Genomic DNA, 15195 nt, shown 5'->3' with positions numbered 1-15195 from the left:
CGTGGGCATGCGGCGACAGTACGCGCTAATCAGACAAATTCGACACAGGGCGGGCGGGTGTGGCGCGCGGCGCCACCCGGCCGGACGCGCGTCCCGCCCCGCCTCACATGCGCGACACGTTCCGCTCGTACACCAGCCGCAGCCCCACCAGCGTCAGCCACGGCTCGTGCTCGTCGATCACCGAGGACTCGCCCAGCACCATCGGGGCCAGGCCGCCCGTGGCGATGACCGTCACGTCGTCCGGGTTCTCCGCGAGCTCGCGGGCCATGCGCTCGACGACCCCGTCGACCTGCCCGGCGAACCCGTAGATGATCCCGGACTGCATCGCCTCGACGGTGTTCTTGCCGATCACGCTCCGCGGCCGGGCCACCTCGATCTTCCGCAGTTGCGCGCCCCGCACCCCGAGCGCCTCCACGGAGATCTCGATACCGGGCGCGATGACGCCGCCGACGTACTCCCCGCGCGCGGACACCGCGTCGAACGTCGTCGCCGTGCCGAAGTCGACGACGATCGCCGGGCCGCCGTACAGCTCGACCGCCGCGACCGCGTTGATGATGCGGTCCGCGCCGACCTCCTTGGGGTTGTCGGTGAGGATCGGCACGCCCGTCTTGACGCCCGGCTCCACCAGCACCGCGGGCACGTCGCCGTAGTACCGCCGCGTCACCTCGCGCAGCTCGTGCAGCACCGAGGGCACCGTCGCGCAGATCGCGATGCCGTCGATGCCGTCGCCCAGTTCCTCGCCGAGCAGCGGGTGCATGCCCATGAGGCCCTGCAGCAGGACGGCCAGCTCGTCGGCCGTGCGGCGCGCGTCCGTGGAGATGCGCCAGTGCTCGACGATCTCCTCGCCGTCGAACAGGCCGAGGACGGTGTGCGTGTTTCCTACGTCGATCGTGAGCAGCATCGCGACTACTCCGCCTCACGCAGGTCGAGGCCGACGTCCAGGATCGGCGAGGAGTGCGTGAGCGCGCCCACCGCCAGGTAGTCGACGCCGGTCTCGGCGTACACGCGCGCGTTGTCCAGCGTCAGCCGGCCCGACGCCTCCAGCGCCGCCCGGCCGTCCACCAGCGCCACCGCCTCCACGCACTCCTGGGGCGTGAAGTTGTCCAGCAGGATCAGGTCCGCGCCCGCGTCCACGACCTCGCGCAGCTGGTCCAGGGTGTCGACCTCGACCTCGATCGGCACGTCCGGGAACGTCTCGCGGACGGCCTTGAAGGCCTGCGCGACGCCGCCGGCGGCCACCACGTGGTTGTCCTTGACGAGCGCCGCGTCGGAGAGCGACATGCGGTGGTTGACCCCGCCGCCGCACCGCACCGCGAACTTCTCCAGCGACCTGAGACCGGGCGTCGTCTTGCGGGTGTCACGCACGCGTGCCTTGGTGCCCTCCAGCGCGTCCGCCCACGCACGCGTGGCGGTCGCGATGCCGGACAGCCGGCACAGCAGGTTCAGCGCGCTGCGCTCGGCGGTGAGCAGGTCACGCGTGCGCGTGGTGACCGACAGAAGCTTCTGCCCGGCCTCCACCCGGTCGCCGTCCTCCACATGCCGCTCGACCTCGAACTCGTCCTCGCAGACCACCGAGACGACCGCCTCGGCGACCCGCAGGCCGGCCACGACGCCCGCCTCGCGCGCGACGAAGTCGGCCGTGGCGACGGCGTCCTCGGGGATGGTCGCGACCGTCGTCACGTCCACGCCGTGGTCGAGGTCCTCCTGGATGGCCACGTTGGCGATGTCCTCGACCTCCACGGGGTCGAGCCCCGCGTCGGCCAGGAGCTGGGCGAGCGCGGGGTCGAGCCCGCACTCCAGGTACTCCTCGCCGCCGTCTGCGCCACAGGCACAGCCGTCGCCGCAGCCGCCGGTCTCAGCGAGGGGAAGGTCGGGGGTGCTCACGTCTGTCACTGCTCCTGAAGGGGCTGCCGGGTCGGGGGGAAGTCTGCGGTATCGGTGGTGTGTACGGCGAGGGTCCGGTCCGGATTCAGCCGTACGACGATGTGGCGACGCCATGCCGCGTCGTCGCGGTCGGGCCGGTCCTCGCGCCAGTGGCAGCCGCGCGTCTCCTCACGCACGCGTGCGGCGGCGACCAGGACGCGGGCCACGCACAGGAGGTTGGTGGCCTCCCAGGTGTCGACGCCGGGCTCGGCCGTCTTGCCGTTCTCGGTGAGGGCCTCGCGGGCGTCGGTGTGCAGTCGCTGGAGCTGTTCGGCGGCCTTCTCCAGGGAGTCCGCCGAGCGCAGGACGCCGGCGCCGTTGGTCATGGCCCGCTGGATCGCGAACCTGGCCTCGGGCGACTGCAGGGGGTGCGCGGGGGTCTCGGGGCGCTCGACCGGTGCGGGCACGCGCGCGTGGAGGCCGTTCGCCGCGTGGACGGCGGCGATGTCCTCCACGATGCGCTCGGCGTAGACGAGGCCCTCCAGGAGGGAGTTGGAGGCGAGGCGGTTCGCGCCGTGCACGCCGGTGCAGGCGACCTCTCCGCACGCGTACAGGCCCGGGACGGTCGTACGGCCCTGGGCGTCGGTGCGCACGCCGCCGGAGGCGTAGTGGGCGGCCGGGGCTATCGGGATGGGCTCGGTGACCGGGTCGATGCCGTGGGCGCGGCAGGCGGCGAGGATCGTCGGGAAGCGGTGCTCCCACATGGTGGCGCCGAAGTGCCGGGCGTCGAGGAACATGTGCTCGACGTCCTGTTCCTGCATGCGGCGCATGATGCCCTTGGCGACGATGTCCCGGGGCGCGAGTTCGGCCAGCTCGTGCTGCCCGACCATGAAGCGCACGCCGCCGGCGTCGACCAGGTGGGCGCCCTCGCCGCGGACCGCCTCGGAGACGAGGGGCTGCTGGCCCTCGGCGTCCGGGCCGAGGAAGAGCACAGTGGGGTGGAACTGGACGAACTCCAGATCGCTCACTTCCGCGCCCGCGCGCAGGGCGAGCGCCACACCGTCGCCGGTGGACACGGACGGGTTGGTGGTGGCGGAGAAGACCTGGCCCATGCCGCCGGTCGCGAGGACGACCGCGGGGGCGTGCACGGCGCCCACTCCGTCGTGCTGGCCCTCGCCCATGACGTGCAGCGTGACGCCGGCCGTACGGCCGTCGGCGTCCGTGAGGAGGTCCAGGACGAGCGCGTTCTCGATCGTGCGCAGTCCCCGCGCGCGTACCGCCTCGACGAGCGCCCGGGAGATCTCCGCGCCGGTCGCGTCGCCCCCGGCGTGCGCGATGCGGCGGCGGTGGTGGCCGCCCTCGCGGGTGAGCTCCAGGCCGCCTTCCTCGGACTCGTCGAAGTGCGCGCCGGTCTCGATGAGTCGGTGCACTGCGTCCGGGCCCTCGGTGACGAGGATCCGTACGGCCTCCTCGTCGCACAGGCCCGCGCCCGCGACCAGGGTGTCGTCGAGATGCTGTTCGGGGGTGTCGCCCTCGCCGAGCGCCGCGGCGATGCCGCCCTGTGCCCAGCGGGTGGAGCCGTCGTCGAGGCGGGCCTTGGTGACGACGACCGTCCGCAGACCGGCGGCCTCGCAGCGCAGGGCCGCGGTGAGGCCCGCCACGCCGGAGCCCACGACCACGACGTCCGCGTCGATCGACCATCCGGGCGCGGGCGCGTGCAGTCGTATGCCTGTGCTGGTCACGAGGCGGCTCCGAGGTTTCCGAAGGTGAGGGGCAGGTTGTCGATCAGCCGGGTGGTCCCGACCCGGGCGGCGACGGCGAGGACGGCCTCGCCGGCGAAGTCGTCGTCGACCTCCGAGAAGTCGGAGGGGTCGACGAGCGCGAGGTAGTCCAGGGCGATCGGCGGGTCGAGTCGGGCGGCTTCGTCCAGGACCAGCCGCGCGGCCGCGCGGACGGCGGAGGGGGAACCCGGAAGCGCCTTCGCGACGGCGTGCGCGTCGGCGGCCGCGCGGGACTCCCCTATGGCGCTGAGCGCCTCGGCACGCGCGTGCGTGGCGGGCACTTCGCGTGCCCGCGCGCGCAGCGCCTCCTGGGCCGCGTGCCGGTCGCGGCCCGCGAACAGTGCCTGGGACAGCGCGAGCGCGGTGCGCCGCTCCTTGGCGGAGAGGTAGCGGTTGCGGCTGGACAGGGCCAGGCCGTCGTCCTCGCGGACGGTCGGTACGCCGACGATCTCCACGCCGAAGTTCAGGTCCCGCACCATGCGCCGGATCAGGGCGAGCTGCTGGGCGTCCTTCTGGCCGTACAGGGCGACGTCGGGCCGGGTGAGGTGCAGCAGCTTGGCGACGACGGTGAGCATGCCGTCGAAGTGCCCCGGCCGCGAGGAGCCCTCCAGGCGCTCTCCCATGGGGCCCGCGCTGACGCGGACCTGGGGCTCGCCGCCGGGGTAGACCTCGTCGACGGAGGGGGCGAACACGGCGTCCGCGCCCGCCTGTTCGGCGATCTTGATGTCGGCGTCGAGGGTGCGCGGGTAGCGGTCGAGGTCCTCGCCCGCGCCGAACTGCAGGGGGTTCACGAAGACGGTGACGACCACCTCGCCCTCGGGTCCGGCGATCTCGCGCGCGGTGCGGATCAGGGTCGCGTGGCCCTCGTGCAGGGCGCCCATGGTCATCACGACGGCACGGCGGCCGTGGCGTTCGCGCGCGTGGAGCTCGTCGGCGGTGCGCAGCAGGGTGGTGGTCATCCGGCATCTCCCTTGGTGCCGTCGGTGCCGTTGGCGAGTACCCCGAGAAGGTCCTCGGCGAGCTCGGGCTTCAGCAGCCCGTGGGCGAGCGCCCGGTCGGCGGTCGCGCGGGCCATCGCCAGGTAGCCGGCGACGGTCTGCGGGGCGTGCTTGCGCAGCTCGGCGACGTGCGCCGCGACGGTGCCGGCGTCCCCGCGCGCGACGGGACCGGTCAGGGCCGCGTCGCCGGAGCGCAGGGCGTTGTCGAGGGCGGCGCCGAGCAGCGGGCCGAGCATCCGGTCCGGGGCCTCGACACCCGCCTCGCGCAGCAGCTCCATGGACTGGGCGACCAGCGTGACGAGGTGGTTGGCACCGAGCGCGAGGGCCGCGTGGTAGAGCGGGCGCATCTCCTCGGCGATCCACTCGGGCTCGCCGCCCATCTCGATGACGAGGGCCTCGGCGGCCAGTCGCAGTTGTTCGGGCGCGGTGACCCCGAAGGAGCATCCGGCGAGGCGCTGGACGTCGACCGGGGTGCCGGTGAAGGTCATCGCGGGGTGCAGAGCCAGCGGCAGCGCGCCGGCGCGCAGGGCGGGGTCGAGGACTTTCGTGCCGTACCGCCCGGAGGTGTGCACCAGCAGCTGTCCCGGCCGTACGGACCCGGTCTCGACGAGGCCCTCCACGAGGCCGGGCAGGGTGTCGTCGGGGACCGTCAGCAGGACCAGGTCGGCGCGCTGCAGGACTTCGGCGGGCGGCACGAGCGGCACGTCCGGGAGCAGTTGCGCGGCCCGCCTGCGGGAGGCGTCGGAGACCCCGGAGACGGCCACCGGACGGTGCCCGGCGAGCTGGAGGGAAGCGGCCAGCGCGGGTCCCACGCGCCCGGCGCCGACGACACCGACGGTGAGCCGCGCGGGGCGGTCCTTGGGATCTGGCAGTTGGCTTGTACTCACGCGACGGAGGCCTTCCCGTTCCAGTCCGCTCCGGGTACCGGACGATTTCTCGTCATGTTAACGCGATTGGTTCGAGGGGCGTTCGGTTGTCCACAGGCTGTGGGTTGCCGCGGGCCGTGCCGGCACGAAAAGGGTGTGCCCGCGGGGAGGGGCGCGCGACATGATCCAGGCATGAGCAATGCTGCGGAGCAGGTTGAAGAGCGGTCGGCGGAGGAGCGGTTGCGGGAGCGGCGCCGGGAGGCCCTGCGAGGGGCGCGGCGGGTCCTGTGGCGGGGAGGACTCAGCGGCACGATCCGGCAGCGGCTCGCGTCGCTCGTGGAGGCCGCGCCCGAGGTGTACGACGTGGACGAGTCCGCGGACATCTACGGCAACGGGGTCGTGGCGGCCCTGGAGGAGCGTGTCGCGACCCTGCTGGGCAAGGAGGCCGCGGCGTTCTTCCCCACGGGCACGATGGCCCAGCAGGTCGCCCTGCGCTGCTGGGCGGGCCGCACCGGCAACCCGATGGTCGCCCTGCACGCCCTGGCCCACCCCGAGGTCCACGAGCGGCATGCCCTCGCCCAGGTCAGCGGGTTGCGCCCGGTGCGTCTGACCGGCGAGCCCCGGCTGCCCACCGCCGACGAGGTGCGCGACTTCGAGGAGCCTTATGGCGCGCTGATGCTCGAGTTGCCCCTCCGGGACGCCGGGTTCGTCCTGCCGACCTGGGAGGAGCTGACCGAGGTCGTGGAGGCGGCGCGCGAGCGGGACGCGGTGGTGCACTTCGACGGCGCGCGCCTGTGGGAGACCACCGTCCACTTCGGCCGCCCCCTGGACGAGATCGCGGGCCTGGCGGACAGCGTCTACGTGTCGTTCTACAAGTCCCTCGACGGTTTCGCCGGCGCGGCGCTCGCCGGTCCGAAGACGCTGGTGGAGGAGGCGAGGACCTGGCGCCACCGGTACGGCGGGATGGCCTTCCAGCAGTTCCCCACCGCGCTGTCGGCGCTCGTCGGCCTGGAACGGGAGCTGCCCAGGCTGCCGGAGTACGTCCGCCACGCGCGCGTGGTGGCGGCGGCGCTGCGGGAGGGGTTCGCCGAGGCGGGGGTGGCGTGGGCGCGCGTGCACCCCGAGGAGCCGCACACCCACCAGTTCCAGGTCTGGCTGCCGTACGACGCCGACGTGCTGCTGGAGGCGGCGGTGCGGCAGGCGGAGGAGACGGGGACGTATCTGTTCAGCGGCTACTGGGACCGCGGCGGCCCGGGTCTGGCCTTCACTGAGGTCACCGTCGGCGCCGCCGGCCTGGAGTGGACGGCCGACGACGTGAAGGCGGCGGTGGCCAACTTCGTGGCCCTGCTCAGCGGCTAGGCCGCGGCTCCCGGCGCAGCCACCGGCCCAGGGCCTGCCGTATCCGCCCGTGGGCCGGCCGCCCGGCGAGCACCGCCCGGAACCGGCGGTGGTCGCGCAGTTCGCGCACGACCTGCCAGTCGTGCGTACCGGGCGCGGGCGGGTCGGGCTGTCCGAGGCGCTGGGCGCGGTAGGTGTCGAGGAGGTACTGCTGGGTGAGGCTCATGGCGTATCGCCTTCTCGGGAGGCTTGTGCGATGGGTCGGGCTCCGCGGCTGCCCCGTGCTCCCAGGTTGCGCCGGTACCGCGGCGATGTCGCGCCGATTGACGGCGGCCGTCAATCGGGGGCGGCGCTGTCAGTGGCGGGGTGCACCATGAGGTCATGAGCGTGCGCATCGACATCGCGGGGCTGCGGCCGGAGAGGGTCGCCGTCGTCCCCTCGCCCCTGGCCGAGCTCGGCATGGCGCTGCACGCGCTGTCCGAGCCGGGCCACCATCCGGGGCTCCAGGGCTGGGTGACCGGCGTGCTGGCCCGCCTCGACCCGCATCTGGCCGACCGGATGTGCGACGCGGACTTCCTGTGGACGACGACGTTCGCGGACCTGTTCCTGCCGTACGCGGGCATCCCGGACGGCGCCGCCCTCCCCGGGGCCACGCTCGCCGAGGAGCTGGACCTGCTGGACAAGCTCACGGACGAGCAGTTCGTCAACGCGGCGCTGGAGTTCAGCTGCGCGACCTGTTACGACGTCGGGAGCGGCTGGCTCGTCGACGCCGAGCAGGGGCGGCGCGCCCTGGAGCTGGCCGCCGCGCGGGGGCCGCGGCAGGAGCGGTTCACCGAGCTGCTGCTGACCGATCCGCCGAAGATCCGGGCCTGGCTGCGCCAGTTCCTCCAGGACTGCGACGAGGCGTTCTTCGCGGAGACCTGGTCCCGGCTGCGCCACCAGCTCGCGGCGGACGCCCGCCACAAGACCGACCTCGTGCGCCGCAAGGGCCTCGCCGAGGCGCTGGCCGCCGCGTCCCCGGCGATCACCCTCGACGAGGACGCCGCCGAGATCACGGTCGACAAGCTGAGCGTGGGCCGTACGACCACGGGGGACGGCCCCCTCATCCTGGTGCCGACCAGTCTCGGCTGGCCCCACCTGGCCGTGCTGTACCGGCCCGGCTGGCAGCCCGTGGTGCACTACCCGGTCGGCTCCCCCGAACTCGCGGCGCCGCCCTCCGTCGAGCAGCTCGCCCTGCGCATGACGGCCCTGTCCCACCCCGTCCGGATGCGGATCTGCCGCCACCTGGCCCGCAGCGCCTGGACCACGAGCGAGCTGGCGCAGGCGCACGGGATGACGGCCCCCGAGATATCCCGGCACCTGGGCGTTCTGAAGAAGGCGGGCCTGATCACCACGCGCCGTCGCGGCCGGTACGTCCAGCACCAGCTGGACATCGCGGTCGTGGCCCGGCTGGGCAGCGACTTCCTGGAGGGGATCCTCAGATAGCCGGTCAGTCGAACCGGATGTGCCTCACCCCGACCCGTATCTGCCTCAGCCTCGTCCGCAGCGCGCCCTCGGTGTTCGGCCGCAGTGTCAGCCCGGCCAGCACGGCGATGCGGTCGGCCGTCTTCGGCACGGTCGATTCGTCCGTCCACAGGTGCTCGGCGAACTCGGGCTCCCGCAGCCGCTCGAGACAGTGGTCGAGTTGCCGCACGGCCCAGGTCTCGCGTCCCAGACCGGCGTTCTTCCCGCCGACGTACTGAAGGAGGTGCCCGAAACCGCGCTCGCGCAGCCGCTTCATGACGGTCTCGGGCTGAGCGAGGAGGGTGAAGTGGCGTACGTCGTGGCCGAGTTCGCCGAGCCGGCCCACGGTCTCGGCGAAGTAGCCCGAGTCCGTGACCGTCATGGGGGCGATCACCACACCGTCGTGCTGGGTGAGGGCGAGGTCGAGCACCTCGACGACGCCCTGCCGCCAGGCCTTCAAGTCCTGGAAGTTCCCGCGCAGTTCGGCCGGCAGCATGCGGCGCAGACCGAAGCCGGCGTGCTCGGGATCGCAGACGACGCTGCCGGGCAGCCGCCGCTGGATCTCGTACGCCGTCTGTGTCTTCCCGCCCCCGAAGGGCCCGTTGATCCAGAGGAGCATGCGCAGACCCTAGTGGGCACCGGTTACGCGGGAGTCACGTGCGCGCCCGCCTCAGCCGTGCCCGCCGGCCCGCACCAGCCCCGTCTCGTAGGCCAGGACCACCACCTGCACCCGGTCCCGGAGGCCGACCTTGGTGAGGATGCGGCCCACATGGGTCTTCACCGTCGCCTCGGACAGGACGAGCCGGGCCGCGATCTCGCCGTTGGACAGACCCTGGGCGACCAGCATCATGACCTCGCGCTCGCGCTCGGTGAGCCGCTCCAGCTCCTTGTGCTTGGGCTCCTTGCCGGTGCTCGGCAGCATCGGCGCGAACCGGTCCAGGAGGCGGCGCGTGGTCGAGGGGGCCACCACCGCGTCACCGCTGTGCACCGAGCGGATGGCGGTGAGGAGTTCGCCGGGCGGCACGTCCTTGAGCATGAAGCCGGACGCGCCCGCCTTCAGTCCGGAGAAGGCGTACTCGTCGAGGTCGAAGGTGGTCAGGATCAGCACCTTCGGCGGGTTGTCGTCCTGGCAGATGCGGCGGGTGGTCTCCACGCCGTCGAGCTTCGGCATCCGGACGTCCATCAGGACCACGTCGACGGTGGTCGCGCGCAGCACCTCGAGGGCCTCGACGCCGTCGCCCGCCTCGGCGACGACCTCCATGTCCGGCTGGGCGGCGAGCACCATCCGGAACCCGGTGCGCAGCAGCACCTGGTCGTCGACGAGCATCACGCGGATCGTCATCGGGTCCTCTTCCGTCTCTTTCAGGCTCTTGTGGCTCTGCTGATTGCGGTGGCGGGGGGTTACAGCGGGGTTGTTACAGGTGTCAACACAGGGCGTGCGTCGGCGTCAATGCGCCGGTTTGAGCGGGAGCAGCGCACTGATACGGAACCCTCCGCCGGGACGGGGCCCCGCGTCCAGAGTGCCGCCGACCATCCCGACCCGCTCGCGCATGCCGATCAGGCCGTGGCCCTGTCCGTCGGTGCCGCCCTCTTCGTACAGCTCGTGCGGGGCGCCCTTGCCGTCGTCCTCGACGAGCAGGCCGAGCCCGTCGTCGAAGTACACCAGGCGCACGCTGGCGCCCGCGTTCGGCCCGCCGTGCTTGCGGGTGTTGGTGAGCGCCTCCTGCACGATGCGGTACGCCGTGAGCTCGACGCCGCTCGGCAGCGGGCGTGGTGTGCCCTCCACCTTGAAGTCGACCGGCAGACCGGAGGTGCGGCACTGTTCGACGAGGTCGTCGATCTGCTCGACGTCGGGCTGCGGGACGTACTCGCCGACCTCCTGGTGCTCGCCGGTGCGCAGCACGCCCAGCAGGCGGCGCATCTCGGCCAGCGCCTGGCGGCCGGTGGAGGAGATCGTCTCCAGGGCCTTCTTCGCCTGGTCGGGCGCGGCATCGAGGACATAGGCGGCGCCGTCGGCCTGCACCACCATCACCGAGACGTTGTGCGCGACCACGTCGTGGAGCTCGCGCGCGATCCGGGCGCGTTCGGCGGCCACCGCGACCTTCGCCTGCGCCTCGCGCTCCTTCTCGAGCCGGCTCGCGCGCTCCTCGAGCTGCGCGAAGTAGGCCCGCCGGGTGCGGATCGAGTCGCCGAGCACCCAGGCGAGGGCGAACGGCACCGTCAGGAAGATCGCCTTCGCGGCGTTGCCCAGCGCGGTCCCGTCCAGCGGCCAGCGCATCTGCGCCATCGGCGCCGCACACAGCCCCACGGCCAGTGCGAACCGGGAGGCCCACCGGGAGCCCGTCGCGGCCACCGTGTAGACGATCACCAGCATCGCGAAGTCGGCGGCCATCGTCTGGACGTTCAGCAGCAGCTGCGTCACACCGATCGCGACCGACAGCACCAGCATCTTCTCCGGCATGAGCCGGCGCAGCGCGATCACCGCACACAGCAGGAACGTGATCGGAACGATCAGCGCCGGTGAGTCGGTGCCCCGCTCCGCCGAACTGGCGGTCCCGCTCAGCAGCGAGATCCCGAACAGGAAGACGGCCCAGAAGGTGTCGACCCCTGTCGGGTTTCTGCGGAGGAAGTCATAGAGGCGCTGCACGTAACCCAGCGTAGGGAAGCGTGAAGCGTGCAGGGGTCAACCGGAGGACCGATCCATGCCCGGCCCGCGTACTCCCCAAGGTGGAGGCCCCGTTCCCCTGTACGCCTAATCTGGCGGCGTGACGGACGACACGGCGGGTGAATGGCGTGGCTGGCGGGCGGCCGCGGAGAGCGCCCTGTACGGCCCCGGGGGCTTCTATCACCGGCCCGAGGGGCCGGCCGGTCACTTCCGTACGTCGGTGCACGCGTCGCCGTTGTTCGCCGGGGCCGTGGCGCGGCTGCTGGGCCGGGTCGACGAGGCCCTGGGCCGGCCCAGGGCGCTCGACTTCGTCGACATGGCCGCCGGCCGCGGCGAGCTGGTCACCGGGGTGCTCGCCGCGCTGCCCGCCGACCTGGCCGCCCGCACGCGCGCGTACGCCGTCGAACGCGCGGACCGCCCGGCCGGCCTCGACCACCGGATCGAGTGGCTGACCGAGCCGCCGCGCGGGATCACCGGGCTGCTGTTCGCCAACGAGTGGCTGGACAACGTGCCCGTGGAGATCGCCGAGACGGACGCCGCGGGCGTGGCCCGCCGGGTGCTCGTACGGCCCGACGGGACCGAGCGGCTCGGGGAGCCGCTCTCCGGCGCGGAGGCGCGGTGGCTGGCGCGGTGGTGGCCGCTGCCGGCCGAGGAGGGGCTGCGGGCGGAGGTGGGGCTGCCCCGGGACGAGGCGTGGGCCGCCGCGGTCGCGACGGTCGAGCGGGGGCTCGCGGTCGCGGTCGACTACGCGCACGCGGTCGGCGCGCGCCCCCTCTTCGGGACGCTCACCGGTTTCCGCGCGGGGCGCGAGACGACGCCCGTACCGGACGGGTCGTGCGACATCACGGCGCATGTCGCGCTGGACGCGTGCGCGCTGCCCGGGGGGCGCGTACGGACACAACGCGCCGCTCTGCGCGCCTTGGGGATCGCAGGCGCACGCCCTCCGCTCGCACTGGCCTCCACACAGCCCGCGGCCTACGTACGTGCCCTCGCGAGCGCCGGCGAGGCCGCCGAACTCACCGCACCCGGCGGCCTCGGCGACTTCGGCTGGCTGCTCCAGCCGGTCGCGGTCCCGGACGCCCCGGACACACCGCTCGGGGCGCTACTTGTCGATGTCCCCGACCACGAAGAACAGTGACCCGAGGATCGCGACCATGTCCGCGACCAGCGTGCCCGGGAGCAGCTCCACGAGGGCCTGGATGTTGTTGTACGAGGCCGAGCGGAGCTTGAGCCGGTACGGGGTCTTCTCGCCCTTGCTGACGAGGTAGTAGCCGTTGATGCCGAGCGGGTTCTCGGTCCAGGCGTACGTGTGGCCCTCGGGCGCCTTCAGGACCTTGGGGAGCCGCTGGTTGATCGGGCCGGGCGGCAGTTCGGCGAGCCGGTCCAGGCAGGCGTCGGCGAGATCGAGGGCGTTGTGGGTCTGCTCCAGGAGGACCTCGAAGCGGGCCAGGCAGTCGCCCTCCTCGCGGGTCACCACCCTCAGGGTGTCCTGGAGCTCCCCGTACGCGAGGTACGGCTCGTCCCGGCGCAGATCGAAGTCGACCCCGCAGGCGCGCGCGATCGGCCCGCTCACGCCGTACGCGTGCACGGCCTCCGGCGTGAGCACGCCCACGCCCCGCGTGCGCCCCCGGAAGATCTCGTTGCCGAGCACCAGGTCGTCGTACACGTCCATCCGCGAGCGCACGGAGGCGACGGCGGCACGCGCGCGCGTGGCCCACCCGGCCGGCAGGTCCTCCTTGAGGCCGCCGACGCGGTTGAACATGTAGTGCATGCGTCCGCCGGAGACCTCCTCCATGACGTTCTGGAGCACCTCGCGCTCCCGGAACGCGTAGAAGACCGGCGTGATGCCGCCGAGTTCCAGCGGGTAGGAGCCCAGGAACATCAGGTGGTTGAGCACCCGGTTGAGCTCCGCGAGCAGGGTGCGCGTCCACACCGCGCGCTCAGGGACCTCCATGCCCAGCATGCGCTCCACCGCGAGGACCACGCCCAGCTCGTTGGAGAAGGCCGACAGCCAGTCGTGGCGGTTGGCGAGCATGATGATCTGGCGGTAGTCGCGCGCCTCGAAGAGCTTCTCCGCGCCCCGGTGCATATACCCGATCACCGGCTCGGCGTGCTGGATCCGCTCGCCGTCCAGGACGAGCCTGAGGCGCAGCACACCGTGCGTCGACGGGTGCTGCGGCCCGATGTTGAGCACCATGTCGGTGCTCTCCGCGGCGCCGCCGATACCAACCGTGGTCTCCGTCGTGGGAGTCATGGACACAGTCTGTCCTACGTACGCTGACCTCATGGAGACCGGGAACGGGCAGGGCGCGGGGACGGCCGAGAGCGAGCCGGTGTGGATCGGCCTGCCTCCGGGGCTGCTGCGGATGCGACGGCTGTTGCTGGTGGTGTGGCTGGGGCTGCTGGCCGTGGCGGTCGGTGTGCTGCTGAACCTGTTCGCGGGCCCGGTCTGGGCCGCGTTCGCGCTGCTGCCGCTCGCCCTCATGGCGTGGGGCTGGGTGATGCTGGGCCGCAACTGGGCCTCCTGGCGCTACGCCGAGCGCGCCGACGACCTGCTGATCAGCCGGGGTGTGCTGTGGCGCGAGGAGACCGTCGTGCCGTACGGCCGGATGCAGCTGGTCGAGGTCACCTCCGGGCCCGTGGAGCGGCACTTCGGGCTGTCCAGCGTGCAGTTGCACACGGCGGCCGCGGCGACCGACGCGACCATCCCGGGCCTGGAGCCGGCCGAGGCGGAACGGCTGCGCGACCGGCTCACCGAGCTCGGCCAGGCACGATCGGCGGGCCTGTGACGACGCCGGGCATCGACGACGCCGTACGGCGGAAGCCGCCCGTGACCGAGCGGCGGCTGCATCCGGTGACCCCGCTCAGACGGGCGTGGGCGCCCGTCGCGGTGCTCATCGGGTGGGCGGTGCACGACCCCGACCAGACCCAGCGCCAGCTGACCCGGCTGACGCCCACGGTCCTGCTGATCGTCCTCGCCCTCTTCGTCCCCGCCGCCGCCCTCTACGGCTTCCTCACCTGGTGGTACACGCACTTCGCGGTCACCGAGGCCGAACTGCGCATCCGTACCGGCCTGGTGTTCCGACGCACCGCGCACATCCGGCTGGAACGCATCCAGGCGATCGACGTCACCCAGCCGCTCCTCGCGCGCGTGGCGGGCGTCGCCAAACTCAAACTCGACGTCATAGGCACCGACAAGAAGGACGAACTGGCTTTCCTGGGGGAGCGCGAGGCGCGGGAGCTGCGCGCGGAACTCCTCGCACGCGCCGCCGGGTTCGCACCCGAGACGGCGCACGAGGTCGGCGAGGCCCCGGCGCGCGAGTTGCTGCGCACACCCCCGCGCGACCTCGCGATCGCCCTCGTCCTGACCGGCGCCACCTGGGCCACGCTGGCCGCCGCCCTCGTCGTACCGCCCGTGCTGTGGTTCGCCACCCACAGCCTGTGGACGGTCCTCGCGACCGGCGTCCCGCTGCTCGGCGCGGCGGGCGCGAGCAGCGTGGGGCGCTTCGTCGGCGAGTACGACTGGACCGTGGGCGAGTCGCCCGACGGACTGCGGATCGACCACGGGCTCCTGGACCGCACCCACGAGACGGTGCCGCCGGGGCGCGTGCAGACCGTACGGATCGTGGAGCCGCTGCTGTGGCGGCGGCGCGGCTGGGTGCGGGTCGAGCTGGACGTGGCCGGGTCGTCCAACTCCGTACTGGTGCCCGTCGCTCCGCGCGAGGTCGCCGAGGCGATCGTCGCGCGCGTGTTGCCCGGCGTGGTCGTACCGCCCGCGTCGGCGCTGTCCCGGCCCCCGCGGCGCGCCGGGCGGTGTGTGCCGGTGTGGTGGCGGGGCTACGGACTCGCCGTCACCGACGCGGTGTTCGCGTCCCGGCATGGCCTGCTGCGCCGCAGCCTCGCCCTGGTCCCGCACGCGAAGGTCCAGAGCGTACGGCTCGCCCAGGGGCCCTGGCAGCGTCTCTGGCGGCTCGCCGCGGTCCATGTGGACACGGGGGCCAACAAGACCGTCACAGCGCGGCTGCGGGACGTGGAGGAGGCCGCGGAGCTGCTGCGGGCGCAGGCGGAGAGGTCACGGACGGGGCGGCGGGACGCCCGGCCCGACCGGTGGATGGCCTGACCGGACCGCGCCGGAGAACGACGAGAGCCGCGCGGCCCCCTCGGGAGTCCGCGCGGCTCTC

Annotated in this window: 15 protein-coding genes; 5 read left to right on the top strand and 10 right to left on the bottom strand. The window is 73.0% G+C overall.

The window, feature by feature from the left end:
* Positions 1-103: 103 nt before the first annotated feature.
* From OG381_RS26280 to OG381_RS26260, 5 genes are read right to left on the bottom strand one after another with little or no spacing between them, the layout of a single operon-like run.
* Positions 104-901 carry a type III pantothenate kinase gene (locus OG381_RS26280; RefSeq protein WP_046260399.1) on the bottom strand — a complete coding sequence of 266 codons (798 nt, stop codon included), beginning with the start codon at positions 899-901 and terminating at the stop codon, positions 104-106.
* Positions 902-906: 5 nt separating this feature from the next.
* Positions 907-1884: a carboxylating nicotinate-nucleotide diphosphorylase gene (gene nadC / locus OG381_RS26275; protein WP_327718535.1), complete on the bottom strand. Its 978-nt coding sequence runs from the start codon at positions 1882-1884 to the stop codon at positions 907-909.
* Positions 1885-1889: 5 nt separating this feature from the next.
* Positions 1890-3605, bottom strand: a complete 1716-nt coding sequence (locus OG381_RS26270; RefSeq protein WP_327718534.1) for an L-aspartate oxidase — start codon at positions 3603-3605, stop codon at positions 1890-1892.
* Complete coding sequence (panC, locus tag OG381_RS26265; RefSeq protein ID WP_327718533.1) at positions 3602-4603, bottom strand: pantoate--beta-alanine ligase; 1002 nt, start codon at positions 4601-4603, stop codon at positions 3602-3604. Before panC ends, OG381_RS26270 begins: the two co-directional genes overlap by 4 nt.
* On the bottom strand, positions 4600-5529 hold the full coding sequence (locus OG381_RS26260) for a Rossmann-like and DUF2520 domain-containing protein (RefSeq protein ID WP_307027639.1): 930 nt from the start codon (positions 5527-5529) through the stop codon (positions 4600-4602). The genes panC and OG381_RS26260 overlap by 4 nt, the downstream gene beginning before the upstream one ends.
* 171 nt (positions 5530-5700) lie before the next feature.
* Here OG381_RS26260 and OG381_RS26255 point away from each other — a divergent pair, with 171 nt between their 5' ends.
* A complete protein-coding gene (locus OG381_RS26255; protein ID WP_327718532.1) occupies positions 5701-6867 on the top strand; it encodes a threonine aldolase family protein in 1167 nt (388 codons plus the stop codon).
* On the opposite strand, the gene OG381_RS26250 is transcribed toward OG381_RS26255, so the two are convergent.
* On the bottom strand, positions 6857-7072 hold the full coding sequence (locus tag OG381_RS26250; RefSeq protein WP_327718531.1) for a hypothetical protein: 216 nt from the start codon (positions 7070-7072) through the stop codon (positions 6857-6859). The two genes, OG381_RS26255 and OG381_RS26250, sit on opposite strands and share 11 nt — an antisense overlap.
* Positions 7073-7227: 155 nt before the next feature.
* Here OG381_RS26250 and OG381_RS26245 point away from each other — a divergent pair, with 155 nt between their 5' ends.
* The gene (locus tag OG381_RS26245) at positions 7228-8331 is read left to right on the top strand and encodes a DUF5937 family protein (protein ID WP_327718529.1); all 1104 of its coding nucleotides are present in this window, start codon (positions 7228-7230) and stop codon (positions 8329-8331) included.
* 4 nt (positions 8332-8335) lie between these two features.
* On the opposite strand, the gene OG381_RS26240 is transcribed toward OG381_RS26245, so the two are convergent.
* The 3 genes from OG381_RS26240 to OG381_RS26230 form a co-directional block, all read right to left on the bottom strand.
* The gene (locus OG381_RS26240; RefSeq protein WP_327718527.1) at positions 8336-8968 is read right to left on the bottom strand and encodes an AAA family ATPase; all 633 of its coding nucleotides are present in this window, start codon (positions 8966-8968) and stop codon (positions 8336-8338) included.
* Positions 8969-9019: 51 nt separating this feature from the next.
* On the bottom strand, positions 9020-9691 hold the full coding sequence (locus tag OG381_RS26235; protein ID WP_327718526.1) for a response regulator transcription factor: 672 nt from the start codon (positions 9689-9691) through the stop codon (positions 9020-9022).
* Between the two features lie 105 nt (positions 9692-9796).
* Complete coding sequence (locus tag OG381_RS26230; protein WP_327718525.1) at positions 9797-10996, bottom strand: sensor histidine kinase; 1200 nt, start codon at positions 10994-10996, stop codon at positions 9797-9799.
* Between the two features lie 118 nt (positions 10997-11114).
* Here OG381_RS26230 and OG381_RS26225 point away from each other — a divergent pair, with 118 nt between their 5' ends.
* Complete coding sequence (locus tag OG381_RS26225) at positions 11115-12152, top strand: SAM-dependent methyltransferase (protein ID WP_327718524.1); 1038 nt, start codon at positions 11115-11117, stop codon at positions 12150-12152.
* On the opposite strand, the gene OG381_RS26220 is transcribed toward OG381_RS26225, so the two are convergent.
* A complete protein-coding gene (locus OG381_RS26220) occupies positions 12117-13268 on the bottom strand; it encodes an NADH-quinone oxidoreductase subunit D (protein ID WP_327718523.1) in 1152 nt (383 codons plus the stop codon). The genes OG381_RS26225 and OG381_RS26220 overlap by 36 nt on opposite strands.
* A 31-nt stretch (positions 13269-13299) precedes the next feature.
* Between OG381_RS26220 and OG381_RS26215 the strand changes: the two genes are divergently transcribed.
* Positions 13300-13803 carry a PH domain-containing protein gene (locus OG381_RS26215; protein WP_327718522.1) on the top strand — a complete coding sequence of 168 codons (504 nt, stop codon included), beginning with the start codon at positions 13300-13302 and terminating at the stop codon, positions 13801-13803.
* Positions 13800-15134, top strand: a complete 1335-nt coding sequence (locus OG381_RS26210) for a PH domain-containing protein (protein WP_327718521.1) — start codon at positions 13800-13802, stop codon at positions 15132-15134. Before OG381_RS26215 ends, OG381_RS26210 begins: the two co-directional genes overlap by 4 nt.
* Positions 15135-15195 lie beyond the last annotated feature (61 nt).

The organism is Streptomyces sp. NBC_00490, from assembly GCF_036013645.1.
GTDB lineage: Bacteria > Actinomycetota > Actinomycetes > Streptomycetales > Streptomycetaceae > Streptomyces > Streptomyces canus_F.
The sequence above is the reverse complement of the archived record's forward strand: the minus strand, read 5'-3'. Positions and strand labels throughout refer to the sequence as shown.

What these genes read in the sequence shown, in the direction of transcription:
- OG381_RS26235 (WP_327718526.1), bottom strand. Translation starts at nt 9,691, where the DNA reads ATGACGATCCGCGTGATGCTCGTCGACGACCAGGTGCTGCTGCGCACC.
- OG381_RS26245 (WP_327718529.1), top strand. Translation starts at nt 7,228, where the DNA reads ATGAGCGTGCGCATCGACATCGCGGGGCTGCGGCCGGAGAGGGTCGCC.
- panC (WP_327718533.1), bottom strand. Translation starts at nt 4,603, where the DNA reads ATGACCACCACCCTGCTGCGCACCGCCGACGAGCTCCACGCGCGCGAA.
- OG381_RS26255 (WP_327718532.1), top strand. Translation starts at nt 5,701, where the DNA reads ATGAGCAATGCTGCGGAGCAGGTTGAAGAGCGGTCGGCGGAGGAGCGG.
- OG381_RS26220 (WP_327718523.1), bottom strand. Translation starts at nt 13,268, where the DNA reads ATGACTCCCACGACGGAGACCACGGTTGGTATCGGCGGCGCCGCGGAG.
- OG381_RS26215 (WP_327718522.1), top strand. Translation starts at nt 13,300, where the DNA reads ATGGAGACCGGGAACGGGCAGGGCGCGGGGACGGCCGAGAGCGAGCCG.
- OG381_RS26250 (WP_327718531.1), bottom strand. Translation starts at nt 7,072, where the DNA reads ATGAGCCTCACCCAGCAGTACCTCCTCGACACCTACCGCGCCCAGCGC.
- OG381_RS26280 (WP_046260399.1), bottom strand. Translation starts at nt 901, where the DNA reads ATGCTGCTCACGATCGACGTAGGAAACACGCACACCGTCCTCGGCCTG.
- OG381_RS26240 (WP_327718527.1), bottom strand. Translation starts at nt 8,968, where the DNA reads ATGCTCCTCTGGATCAACGGGCCCTTCGGGGGCGGGAAGACACAGACG.